Origin of the sequence: Curtobacterium sp. MCLR17_055, assembly GCF_003234305.1 — a bacterium.
Taxonomy (GTDB): Bacteria; Actinomycetota; Actinomycetes; order Actinomycetales; family Microbacteriaceae; genus Curtobacterium; species Curtobacterium flaccumfaciens.
Genome location: NZ_QKSX01000008.1, coordinates 173,393 through 185,098 on the forward strand (window position 1 = coordinate 173,393; position 11,706 = coordinate 185,098).

The 11,706-nt window shown below is 70.9% G+C and carries 13 protein-coding genes; 5 read left to right on the forward strand and 8 right to left on the reverse strand.

Annotated elements, in window-relative coordinates; all coding sequences use genetic code 11:
* Positions 1–445 precede the first annotated feature (445 nt).
* Together DEJ09_RS09205 and DEJ09_RS09210 are read right to left on the reverse strand one after the other, a co-directional pair.
* On the reverse strand, positions 446–1,555 hold the full coding sequence (locus DEJ09_RS09205; protein WP_111088253.1) for an aminotransferase class V-fold PLP-dependent enzyme: 1,110 nt from the start codon (positions 1,553–1,555) through the stop codon (positions 446–448).
* A gap of 85 nt (positions 1,556–1,640) precedes the next feature.
* The gene (locus DEJ09_RS09210; protein WP_110864496.1) at positions 1,641–2,426 is read right to left on the reverse strand and encodes an isoprenyl transferase; all 786 of its coding nucleotides are present in this window, start codon (positions 2,424–2,426) and stop codon (positions 1,641–1,643) included.
* Positions 2,427–2,522: 96 nt separating this feature from the next.
* Between DEJ09_RS09210 and DEJ09_RS09215 the strand changes: the two genes are divergently transcribed.
* The gene (locus DEJ09_RS09215) at positions 2,523–3,236 is read left to right on the forward strand and encodes a hemolysin III family protein (RefSeq protein WP_071406128.1); all 714 of its coding nucleotides are present in this window, start codon (positions 2,523–2,525) and stop codon (positions 3,234–3,236) included.
* 182 nt (positions 3,237–3,418) lie between these two features.
* Here the strand turns inward: DEJ09_RS09215 and DEJ09_RS09220 are convergent, their stop codons facing one another.
* On the reverse strand, positions 3,419–3,724 hold the full coding sequence (locus DEJ09_RS09220) for a hypothetical protein (RefSeq protein WP_017886736.1): 306 nt from the start codon (positions 3,722–3,724) through the stop codon (positions 3,419–3,421).
* Entirely contained in the window at positions 3,721–4,611 is an 891-nt protein-coding gene (gene mca / locus DEJ09_RS09225) for a mycothiol conjugate amidase Mca (protein ID WP_027464504.1), read from the reverse strand. The genes DEJ09_RS09220 and mca overlap by 4 nt, the downstream gene beginning before the upstream one ends.
* Before the next feature lie 19 nt (positions 4,612–4,630).
* On the opposite strand from mca, the gene DEJ09_RS09230 reads away from it, so the two are divergent.
* Together DEJ09_RS09230 and greA are read left to right on the forward strand one after the other, a co-directional pair.
* A complete protein-coding gene (locus tag DEJ09_RS09230) occupies positions 4,631–5,122 on the forward strand; it encodes a DUF4307 domain-containing protein (RefSeq protein ID WP_181433318.1) in 492 nt (163 codons plus the stop codon).
* Between the two features lie 71 nt (positions 5,123–5,193).
* Positions 5,194–5,682 (forward strand): transcription elongation factor GreA, encoded by a 489-nt coding sequence (greA, locus tag DEJ09_RS09235; RefSeq protein ID WP_017886739.1) that lies wholly within the window; start codon positions 5,194–5,196, stop codon positions 5,680–5,682.
* Between the two features lie 132 nt (positions 5,683–5,814).
* On the opposite strand, the gene ilvA is transcribed toward greA, so the two are convergent.
* Positions 5,815–7,074 (reverse strand): threonine ammonia-lyase, encoded by a 1,260-nt coding sequence (gene ilvA, locus DEJ09_RS09240; protein ID WP_071406124.1) that lies wholly within the window; start codon positions 7,072–7,074, stop codon positions 5,815–5,817.
* A 48-nt stretch (positions 7,075–7,122) separates the two neighbouring features.
* Positions 7,123–8,382 (reverse strand): AI-2E family transporter, encoded by a 1,260-nt coding sequence (locus DEJ09_RS09245; RefSeq protein WP_051596497.1) that lies wholly within the window; start codon positions 8,380–8,382, stop codon positions 7,123–7,125.
* A 92-nt stretch (positions 8,383–8,474) separates the two neighbouring features.
* Between DEJ09_RS09245 and DEJ09_RS09250 the strand changes: the two genes are divergently transcribed.
* A complete protein-coding gene (locus DEJ09_RS09250) occupies positions 8,475–9,758 on the forward strand; it encodes a winged helix-turn-helix domain-containing protein (protein ID WP_111088255.1) in 1,284 nt (427 codons plus the stop codon).
* Positions 9,759–9,762: 4 nt separating this feature from the next.
* On the opposite strand, the gene DEJ09_RS09255 is transcribed toward DEJ09_RS09250, so the two are convergent.
* Positions 9,763–10,665 (reverse strand): M48 family metalloprotease, encoded by a 903-nt coding sequence (locus DEJ09_RS09255; RefSeq protein ID WP_111088256.1) that lies wholly within the window; start codon positions 10,663–10,665, stop codon positions 9,763–9,765.
* 19 nt (positions 10,666–10,684) lie between these two features.
* Positions 10,685–11,266 carry a LemA family protein gene (locus DEJ09_RS09260; RefSeq protein WP_027464499.1) on the reverse strand — a complete coding sequence of 194 codons (582 nt, stop codon included), beginning with the start codon at positions 11,264–11,266 and terminating at the stop codon, positions 10,685–10,687.
* A 218-nt stretch (positions 11,267–11,484) separates the two neighbouring features.
* On the opposite strand from DEJ09_RS09260, the gene DEJ09_RS18095 reads away from it, so the two are divergent.
* Positions 11,485–11,706 (forward strand): hypothetical protein (locus DEJ09_RS18095; RefSeq protein WP_181422667.1); only part of this gene is annotated, 222 nt, incomplete at its 3' end.

Sequence of the window (11,706 nt, forward strand, 5' to 3'; positions counted from 1 at the left end):
TGGCCGCTTCGATCGGGCGCGGTGCCCGATGGGGACAACGTACGTCCGGCCCCCGACACCCCGACAGCGACACGCGGTTTCCGGGGTTACGGTCGCGTGAACAACGCGAGCGCGGCTCGCGACGCCGCGCGCGGCGGTGGCGCCGGGTGGTCACGAACCGACGGGTGCGGCGGCGCCGGCCGACAGGTGGTGACCACTCGGGACGTGAGCGGGGTGCCGTGACCGCTCGCGCGCTGCGGACGGGAGGCCCGTGGCGGCCTGGCACCGCGCCTCCAGGCCGTCCGGTGGTCGCGACTCGTCGCGCGCGCAGCGCCGACTGGTCACGATCCGTCGGCTGCGACGGCGGCAGCCGACAGGTGGTGACCACTCGGCGGACGTGAGCGGGGTGTCGTGACCGCTCGCGGGCCGCGGACGGGAGGCAGCAAGCGCAGCAGCCCAGCCCCTGCTACTGCATCGTGGCGTACGAGACGCAGGCGTCGCGGAACATGTCCAGGGTCTCGTCGGTGGTCGACGGGAACACGGACACCCGCGCGACGCCGAGCCGCGTGGTCGCGGTGACGCCGTGGTTGTGCATCGCGGCGGACAGGGCCGTCACGCGACCCTGCGTCGGCCGGAGCACCACGATGCCGGCGCGCTCGGCCGGGTCGCGGCTGGACTCGACCTCGAGTCCGAACTCGTCGGCGATGGCGAACACGCGCTCGACGCGGTCGGTGACCCGCTCCTGCACGGCGGCGACGCCGACCGCGGTGAGGCGCTCGAGCGACACCGCGAGCCGGGCCTGCGCGACCGGGTCGATGCGGGACATCTGGAAGCCGGCGGCCCCCGGACGCACCGCGGGCACCTCGGTGGGCCAGCCGGACGTGCCGTGCGGGCCGGACAGTGCCGGACGGATCCGGTTCAGGGCACGGTCGCTGAACGCCACGAACCCGGTGCCCCACCCGGCGTGCAACCACTTCTGCCCGCCGGTGGCGACCACGTCGGCGACCTCGTACGGGGCGTCGACCACGCCGAAGCCCTGGATCGCGTCGACGATGAGCAGGCGGTCGCCGATGACCTCGCGGATGGCGGCGAGGTCGGTCAGGTAGCCGGTGCGCCAGTCGACCAGGGACACCGCGACGGCGGTCACCTCGTCGGTCAGGCGCTCACGGATCAGCTCGGGGGTCACCCAGCCGACACCCGACTCGATGACGACGGGCTGCACCCGTCCGCCGGTGGCCGAGGCTGCGCTGGCGAGTGCAAGGGGCAGCGACGGGTACTCGTCGGCTGACACGAGCACGCCACCGGTCAGACCGAAGGCGGTGTGCAGCAGGCCCGGGGTCGTCGCGGCCTGCGAGACGACCTGGTCCTCGCGGCGGCCGACCAGGCGGGCGGCGACGGTGCGGACGCGGGCGTCCTGCTCGTCGAGGGTCTCCATCGCGCCGAAACGCATGTGTGCCTGGATGGTGCCGAGCACACGCTGCTCCTCGAGCACGGCGGTCTGCACGGGGCCGAACGCAGCGTGGTCGAGGTAACCGGGGTCTTCGGAGAAGCCGGCGGCGTACTCGTCGATGTTCACAGGTGGTGCACCTTTCACAGGGTTGAACCCTGAGAGCCTACTGGGACGCGGCTCCGCCGACGAACCCGCTGCGGGAGGTGGCTGCTCAGCCGCCGAACCGACGCGACCGGAGCCCGAAGTCGCGGACCGCTCGGAGGAAGTCGACCTCGCGCAGGTCCGGGTAGAACGCCTCGACGAAGTAGAACTCGCTGTGCGCGCTCTGCCACAGCATGAAGTCGGAGAGCCGCTGCTCGCCCGAGGTCCGGATCACCAGGTCGGGGTCGGGCTGGCCCTGCGTGTACAGGTGGTCGCCGATGAGCTCCGGCGTCAGGACCTCGGCCAGGGTGTCGATCGTGCCGCCGCCCGCGCCGTGCGCCTGCACGATGCTGCGCATGGCGTCCGCGATCTCACGACGGCCGCCGTACCCGACGGCCAGGTTGACGTGGAGGCCGGTGCGGCCGGCGGTGCGCTGCTCGGCCTGTTCGAGCGCGGTCACCAGGTTGTCCGGCAGCCCCTCGTTCGACCCGACGTGCTGCACGCGCCAGTCCCGGTTGTCGGCCAGGACCCCGGCGAGGTCGGCGATGATCCCCACGAGCTCCTCGAGCTCCTCGCCGCCACGACCCGTCAGGTTGTCGGCCGACAGCAGGTACAGCGTCACGACCTCGATGCCGAGGTCGTCGCACCACGTCAGGAACTCCGGGATCTTCGCGGCGCCGGCGCGGTGGCCGTGTGCGGCGGACTCGAGCCCGAGCTGCTTCGCCCAGCGGCGGTTGCCGTCCACGATCATGGCGACGTGCTTGGGCTTCGCTGCACCCTCGAGCTGGCGGCGGATCCGGCGCTGGTAGGCGCGGTAGAGGATCCCTCGCCCTGTCCATCCCGCCGTCCCGGTCACGCACCGAGCGTAGTGCACCTCCGACGCCGGATCCCTGAGGCTCCCGCTCTGCGGACACGTGGCTGTCGTTCGGGGTCAGGCCCTATGGTCGGGACCATGCAGGACGAGCACGAGACCGGAACACTCCCCCACGTCCCGTTCACGGAAGAGGCGTCGGCGACCGCGACCGCCGCCGAACCGCGTCCGGCCTGGCGCGGCTGGATCCACCTCGGTGCGTTCCCGTTCGCGATCGCGATGGGGATCGTCCTGATCACCCTCGCCGACAGCACCGCGGCGAAGGTCGGCAGCGCGGTGTTCATGGCGACGTCGTTGGCGATGTTCGGCGTCTCGGCGACCTACCACCGGTTCCCGTGGGGGCCGAAGGTGAAGGCCGTGCTGAAGCGCATCGACCACACCAACATCCTGCTGCTCATCGCCGGCACCTACACGCCCGTCGCGATCTGCGCCCTGCCGCACACGCTCATGGTCGTCGTGCTCTGGGTGATGTGGTCGGGCGCCGCGCTCGGCATCGCGTTCCGGGTGCTCTGGATCAACGCGCCCCGCTGGCTGTACGTGCCGATCTACCTGGTGCTCGGGTGCGCTGCGCTCGGACTGCTGCCGCAGTTCTTCGCGGCGAGCGTCCCGATGACCGTGCTCATCCTGTCCGGCGGCGTCGCGTACATCATCGGCGCCCTGGTCTACGGCTTCAAGCGGCCGAACCCGGTGCCGACGCAGTTCGGGTTCCACGAGGTGTTCCACGCCCTGACCGTGGTGGCCTTCGGTGCGCAGTGGGTCGGCGTGCTCATCGTCGCGCTGGACCCGGTGCGCTGACCGTCGCACGTTCCTTCCCAGAACGCGTGCGATGCCTGGTGGTTCCGGGCGTACTCACCCGGAAGTTGCGACCAGGTACGCCCGGTTCGAACAGGTACGCCCGGTTCCGGTAGGCGCGCACAGGGCGGACGGGAGGCCCGTGGCGATACCGCCACGGGCCTCCAGTCCGCCCTGTAGTCGCGTCAGCCGCGCTCGGTGTCGTCGCCGACGTCGGCCCGGCCGTCCTCGGCCGCCCGCCGCTCCGGCTCGTCCGTCGCGGTGCCGTCACCCGCGGTGCCGTTCGCCTCGGCCTCGAGCCGCTCACGCACCTCGGCGCGGTAGCGGGTCCGACGGATGCGTCGGGTCATGTCGACCACGAGCAGGATCGTCACGATCGCGACGAGTGCGATCGCGATGAACCCGACGACACCCGGGGTGACGTCGACGTCGGGGACGACCGAGGGGCTGGGGCTGGGAGTGGCGGCGAGTGCCGCCGCGATGGTGCTCACGAGGTCGGTTCCTTGTCGGCTGGGATCCCGGCGAACAGGTCGGTCTCCGGGAGCTCGGTCGGCACGCGTGCCTCCACGAGCTGGTAGTCCTCGGTCGGCCACACCGTCGCGAGGAGGTCGTTCGGCCAGTAGAAGAAGGCACTGTCCGGCGCGACCTGGCTGGCGTGCGCGCGGAGTGCGGCGTCACGCTGGTCGAAGTACTCGTGCACGTCGACGTGGGTGGTGGCGAGGTCGGGCCGGTCGGCGAACCGCTCGACCCACTCGCGCAGCTGCTCGATCGCGGGGCTGTCCGGGTCGCGCTCCTGCAGGGCTTCGAAGATCGTGCTGAAGCGGCGCGGGTTCATCGTGCGCTCGTAGTAGAGCTTCGCGATCGACCACGGGGCACCGGCGGACGGGTACGCCGACGGGTCGGCGGCGGCGGACCACGCGGCCATCGATACCTCGTGCGTGCGGATGTGGTCGGGGTGCGGGTAGCCGCCGTTCTCGTCGTAGGTGACGAGCACGTGCGGGCGGAACCGGCGGATCACGCGGACGAGGGCCTCGGTGCTGTACTCGAGCGGCACCGTGGAGAACGTGCCCGGCCGGACCGTCTCGCCCTTCTCAGCGTCGGGCAGCCCCGAGTCGTGGTACCCGAGCCACACGTGGTCGATGCCGAGCGCCTGCTGCGCCGCGGCCATCTCGGTGCGGCGGTACCCGGCCATGTCACGGTGGGCACGGCTCGTGGCCGGCTCGCCGAGTTGGTCGTTCAGGATGTCGCCGGCCTCGCCACCGGTGCAGGACACGACGAGCACCTGGTGCCCGTCGGCCACGTACTTCGCGGCGGTCGCGGCACCCTTGCTCGACTCGTCGTCGGGGTGGGCGTGGACGGCCAGCAGACGGTAGGGCACGTGGGGTTCCTCACTGCGGGTGAGCGGCGTCGGACGCGGGCAGCGCACAGCATCGCGTGAACTACCCTGGGATCAGGATATCCACCCCGGGAGCCCCGAACTGTCCGAACAGCACCAGACCGCCACCCTCGACGAGCGCTACGGCCGCACCCCGGCCCGCAAGCGCCGCAGCCGCCTCTTCGCGATCATCGCGGCCATCGCGGTCGTCGTGGTCTTCGGTGCGTGGGTGATCTGGGCCGGGCTCGACCAGTCCGACCGCGGCCTCGACCAGGACGTCATCGGGTACGAGGTGCTGTCCGAGCACAGCACCGTCGTCCACTCGCAGGTGTCCGTCGACCCCGGTGTCGAGGCGAAGTGCGCCGTGCAGGTCCTCGACAAGAGCTACTCGATCGTGGGCTGGAAGGAGATCACCGTGCCGGCGTCCGAACAGCGCAGCCGGAGCATCTCCACACAGGTCACCACGACGACGCGGGGCGTGACCGGTTTGATCCACGACTGCTGGATTCCCTAGACTGTCCTGATTCGCCTCTCGAGACCGACCACTCGGCCGGTCTCGTTTTTTCATGGTCGAAGGGACAGAACATGAGCAACGACACGCAGGTCACCTGGCTGACCCAGGAGGCGCACGACCGTCTCAAGGCGGAGCTCGACGAGCTGAGCGGCGAGGGCCGTGCCGAGATCGCGCGCCGCATCGAGGCCGCTCGCGAAGAGGGCGACCTCAAGGAGAACGGCGGCTACCACGCCGCGAAGGACGAGCAGGGCAAGATCGAGGCCCGCATCCGCGTCCTCACCGAGCTCCTCAAGCACGCCACCGTCAGCGAAGCCGAGTTCGACGGCACCGTCGAGCCGGGCACCGTCGTCACGGCGGTCATCGCCGGCGACGAGTCCACCTTCCTGGTCGGCAGCCGTGAGATCGTCGCCGAGGGCTCCGACCTGACGGTCTACAGCCCCGTCAGCCCCGTCGGCGCGGCCATCGTCGGCCTCAAGGCCGGCGACAAGGCCACGTACACGGCGCCGAACGGCAAGGAGATCGCCGTCGAGGTCGTCAAGATCGAGCGCTACGAGCCGTAGACCCGGCCCACTGCAGACGGGAGGCCCGTGGCGACACCGCCACGGGCCTCCTGTCTGTCCGCTGGTCGCGCCCAGGGCGCGCACCGCATCTCCGACAGTCCACGCGTCGAACGACTCGTGGATCGTCGCGGACTAGTGCTCGAGGAGTTCCGGGCGGAAGCCGACCTCGTGCAGGCGCTGGATGACCTCCTGCGCGTGCTCGGGGCCGCGCGCCTCGATCGACAGGTCCAGCGCCACCTCGTTGATGACCAGACCCTGCCCGTGACGGGTGTGCAGCACCTCGACCACGTTCGCGCCGGCGTCCGAGATGACCTGCGCGACGCGGGCGAGCTGACCCGGACGGTCCGGCAGCATGATGCGGATGCCGATGTAGCGCGAGGCGGCGACGAGCCCGCGGGTGATCACGCGCTCCATCATGAGCGGGTCGATGTTGCCGCCGCTCAGCAGCACCACGGTGCGGCCGGTGTCGCGGACGGCACCGGACATGATCGCGGCGACGCCGACGGCCCCCGCTGCCTCGACCACGAGCTTGGCGCGCTCGAGCAGGACGAGCAGGGCTCGGGCGGTGTCGTCGTCCGAGACGGTGACGATGTCGTCGACCAGGTCGCGGATGATGGGGAAGTTCAGGTCGCCGGGGCGCGCCACCGCGATGCCGTCGGAGATGGTCGGCTTCGTGGTGATGGTGACGGGCTCGCCGGCGGTGATCGACGACGGGTAGGCCGCAGCGTTCTCCGCCTGCACGCCGATGACCCGGATCGGCCGTCCGAGCCGCTCGGCCATGCCCTTCACCGCGAGTGCGATGCCGGAGATGACGCCGCCGCCACCGATCGGCACCACGACGGTGTCGACATCGGGCACCTGGTCGATGATCTCGAGGCCGAGCGTGCCCTGCCCGGCGATCACGGCCGGGTGGTCGAACGGCGGGATGAACACGGCGCCGGTGTGGGCGGCGAAGTCCTTCGCGGCACTCAGCGCCTCTTCCACGGAGTGGCCCCGCAGCACGACGTCGGCGCCGTAGTGGCGGGTGGCCTGCAGCTTGGGCAGGGCGACGCCGACCGGCGTGAAGATCGTCGCGGGGATGCCGAGCTCGCGGGCGGCGAGCGCGACGCCCTGCGCGTGGTTGCCGGCGCTCGCGGCGACGACGCCCTTGGCGCGCTGCTCCGCGGACAGGGTCGAGAGCCGGTTGTAGGCACCGCGCACCTTGTAGGCACCGGTGCGCTGCAGGTTCTCGCACTTCAGGTGCACCGGCGACCCGAGCAGCTCGGCGAGGAACTGCGACGTCTCCATCGGGGTGACGCGTGCGACGCCCTTGATGGTCTCGCGCGCCGCCTCGATGTCCGCGAGGGTCGGGATCGCGGCGAGCGTGTGCGGGGAGGCGCTGGTGTCGGTCACTCCCCCATCATCGTCGTTCCGGGGCCCCGCGGCGAACTCGTGTGACGCTCAGTTGGTGCTGGCGGTGTCTTCTTCGGCCGAGGGACCCGAGTCGACGCCCGGCGCCGGGACGTCGTCCCCGACCTTGTGCCGACGTCGTCGGAGCAACTGGATCTGCCCGTGCTGCCCGCGCTTGGGCGTCGCTTCGAGGACGTGGTCGGAGTCGAGCCGTCGCCAGCGTCCGCTCGCGATGGTGGTGACCATGGCGTTCAGCGTCGCGATCAGCGGCACGGCGAAGAACGCTCCGGCGATGCCGGCGAGCCCGGAGGCCGCGGTTACCCCGAGGACGACCGCCAGCGGGTGGACCTTGACCGCGTTGCCCATGACGAGCGGCTGCAGGATGTGGCCCTCGATCTGCTGGACCAGCAGGACGACGCCGAGCACCAGGACCGCCGCGAGGGGACCGTTGAAGATCAGCGCGACGAACACCGCCAGGAAGCCCGTGACGATGGCACCGACGACCGGGATGAACGCACCGAGGAACACGAACGCGGCGATCGGGATCACCAGCGGCATGCCGCCGAAGAAGAGCCCGACGATGAAGGAGCCCAGGCCGATGCCGACCGCGTCGACGAAGGCGACGAAGATCTGCACGCGGATGAAGCTCGTCAGGGTGATCCAGCCGGCGACACCGGCGCCGTCCACCGCTGCACGGGCCTTCTTCGGGAACAGCCGGACGGACCAGCGCCAGACGTTCTTGCCGTCGATCAGCAGGAAGATCGTGGTGAACAGGATGATGAAGAGCGCCTCGAAGGCGTGCGTCGCACCCGAACCCGCGCTGGCGACCCCGGACAGGATCGACGCGGAGTTGTCCTGCAGCCACTTCGTGCCGTCGTCGAGCCAGCCGTTGACGTCGGACTGGCTGATGCCGAACCCGGAGCTCAGGACGAAGTCCTTGATGTTCGCGTACTGGTCGACCGTCCGGTCACGCAGGGACGGGTAGGACGCGATGATCTGGTCCACGACGAGCCAGATCAGGCCACCGAGCGCCGCGATGCCGCCGAGCAGGCTCATCACGACGGCGAGCCACTTGGGCACGTGGTGCCGCTGCAGCCAGTTGGAGATCGGCACGAGGAGCGCCGAGACCACGATGCCGACCAGGAACGGGATGAGGATCTCGCTGAAGACCGTGACGAGCCAGATGAAGACGGCGATCACGCCCACGACGACGAGCGCCCGCCACGACCACGCGCCAGCGATGCGCACGCCGACCGGGACGGATTCCTCGACCACGGGGTCGGGGTGTGTCTGCTTGCTTCCCCATGCCATGGCCCGAGTGTATCGATGTGCTTCCCGTCAGGTGCCAGATACGGCATACGTTCGTGGACGCTCATGTCGGCGGGGTTCGGTAGCGTCGCGGCATGCCCAGGTCGACGCTCTCCGCCGCCGAGGCCCGCCGGGTCGCACTCGCCGCGCAGGGGTTCGGACGGCCACCCGCTGAGCCGGTCTCGACGCGCGCGCTGAACGCCGCGTTCGGCCGGCTCGGGCTGCTGCAGATCGACTCCGTCAACGTGTTCGAGCGCAGTCACTACCTGCCGCTCTTCGCCAGGCTCGGTGCGTACGACCGGTCGACGCTCGACCGGCTGACGCTCGGACGCTCGGGTCCGTACACCGAGTACTGGGCGCACGAGGCGGCGTTCATCCCCCGCGACGACCTGCGGCTGTTCCGGTGGCGGATGGACGCCCTGCGGGAGCGGGACGCCGGCCCCACCCGGGTCGACGGCGTCACGCGGACCGCTGCCGTCCGGCGCGAACTGCACGCCCTGCTCCGGGCCGAGGGGCCGATGCGGGCGAGCGCGGTGGAGCACGAGTCGAACGTGCGACGCGGCCCCTGGTGGGGGTGGAGCGACGTGAAGCTCGGGCTCGAGCAGATGTTCCGCTGGGGCGAGGCGGTGAGTGCCGGACGCGCCGGGTTCGAGCGGGTGTACGCCCTGCCCGAGCAGGTGCTGCCCGCGGGCTTCCTCGAGACCGCCCCGCCGCGTGCCGATGCCGTGCTCGAGCTCGTGCGTCAGGCCACACGGGCGCTCGGCATCGGCACCCGAGCGGACATCGCGGACTACTACCGGCTGCGCTCCGACGACACGGCCACCGCGATCGCCGAGCTCACCGACGCCGGCGAGCTCCTGCCGGTGCGGGTGGAGGGCTGGGGCGAGCGGGCCTGGCTGCACGTGGGGGCCCGGGTCCCCCGGCAGCTGACGGCGGACGCGGTGCTGAGCCCCTTCGACCCGGTCGTCTGGTTCCGGCGACGGGCCGAGCGGATGTACGGCTTCCACTACCGGATCGAGATCTACACACCGGCCCCGAAGCGGGTGTTCGGCTACTACGTGCTGCCGGTGCTGCAGGACGACCGGCTCGTCGGGCGGATCGACCTGAAGAGCGACCGGCAGCGCGGTGTGCTCCGCGTCCGGACCGCGTGGCAGGAACCCGGCGAGCACCTGGACCCCGAGCGGCTCGCCGACACACTGCGACGGACCGCGAGCTGGCAGGGCCTCGGCGCGATCGAGGTGACCGACCGAGGAACCGCTGCTGCGGCCGTCGCCGGGGCGCTCGGAGTGCCCCTGGTGCCGCACGAGTCCGCTGACGACGCGGACACCCCCGAACCGATCGAGACGGCCGACGACACGGCCGCCGACGGCATCGGCTGACCCGTCAGAACCGGTCGGCGTTCGCCCGCAGCCGCGCGATGCGGTCGGGCAGCGGCGGGTGCGTCGAGAACAGTCGGTCCATCACACCGGGGCGCATCGGGTCGGCGATCCACAGGTGCGCCATCGAGGAGTTCTGCGTCTGCATCGGTCGGCCGTACGCGCCGAGCTTCTCGAGGGCCCGGGCCAGGCCCTCCGGGTGCCGGGTCGTCATCGCCCCGGTCGCGTCCGCCAGGTACTCGCGCTGCCGGGACACCGCCGCCTGCACGCCGGCCGCGGCGATCGGGGCCACGATGACGGCGACGATCCCGGCGATGAGCAGCACCGGGTTGGCGCTGCCGCCGTTGTCCGAGTTGCGGTTCCGCCCGCCGGACAGGCCGCTGAAGATCGAGATGCGGAGCAGGACGTCGGCGATGAGGCCGACGGCCACGACGAGACCGAAGACCATCGTGGACACCCGGATGTCGTAGTTCCGGACGTGTCCGAGCTCGTGCGCCATCACGCCCTGCAGCTCCTGGTCGTCCATGAGCTCGAGCAGCCCCGTCGTCGCCGCCACCACCGCGTGCTCCGGGTCACGCCCGGTCGCGAAGGCGTTCGGCGAGGGATCGGGGATGACGAACACCCGGGGCATCGGCATGCCGGTCGCGATGGCCAGGTTCTCGACGGTGCGCCACAGCCGTGGTTCCGAGACGCGGTCGACCTCGACCCCGCCGGCGATCGCGGTGGCCTGCCGTGCCGCCAGGAAGTACTGCAGCACCGCGTACCCGAGCGCGACCACGAGCACGATGAAGCCGATCGAGACGTTGCCGGCGAGGTACCCGCCGAGGAACCCGAGCGCGCCGATGATCAGCAGGAACACCAGGACGATGACCACGGTGTTGCGCTTGTTCCGCGCGATGGCGCTGTACACGTCGGATCCGACGCTGGGGTCAGAACTGGACGCGCGGCGGCTCGGCGATGGCCGCCGGCTCGTTCGTCTCGAAGAACGGGGCCTCGGAGAAACCGCGGTTCTTCGCGAACGTGGAGTTCGGGAACACCCGGATCTTCGTGTTCAGCTCGCGCACTCCGCCGTTGTAGAAGCGGCGGGCGGCCTGGATCTTGTCCTCGGTGTCGACGAGCTCGGACTGCAGCTGCAGGAAGTTCTGGCTCGACTGCAGCTGCGGGTACCCCTCGGCCACCGCGAACACGCTCTTGAGGGCCTTCTGCATGTGCCCCTCGGCGGTGGAGGCCGTGTCGGCGTCACCGGCGGACAGGGTCTCGGCGCGGGCCTTCGTCACGTCGTCGAAGACCGCCTTCTCGTGCGTGGCGTACCCCTTGACCGTGTCCACGATGGTGGGGATCAGGTCGGCGCGGCGCTTCAGCTGCACCGAGATGTCGCTCCAGGCCTCGTCGACCCGGACCTTGAGCGTGACGAGGGAGTTGTACGTCACCCAGAGGTAGATCCCGATGATCACCAGGACGACCACCACCACTCCGACGACGATGAGCGTCGTGACGAGTCCGGTGTCCATGCGGGCGTACTCCTTTGCGCGTCGGGATCCGCGGTGCTGCGTTGGCCTGAACGGCCATCGTGAAGTCTATCGACGCGCTGAGCATGCTCCGTTCCGTGAGCAGTGTTCACGGCCGATTCCCGAGTCACGCACACCGGGTTCCCGGACTGCGGCCCGATCCCGAACCTCATCCGCGAGGTGTATTGACCGGAGGCCGCCGATCCCGTGGGATGGGTCCGGTGAACACGACCGGGGAGAACGTGGACGAGAGGGCTGTCGGGGGCGACAGCCCTCGTCGTCGTCCCCGCTTCGCCCTGCTCGCAGCTGCGACGACGGTCCTCGTCGCCGCCCTCCTCGGGGCCGCAGCAGCCCCGGCCATCGCGGTCGCCGCGGACGGCACGTCGGTCGACGCTGCCGCTGCGGACGCCCCGGCAGCCCCCGCCGCCCGGGCAGCCGCCACC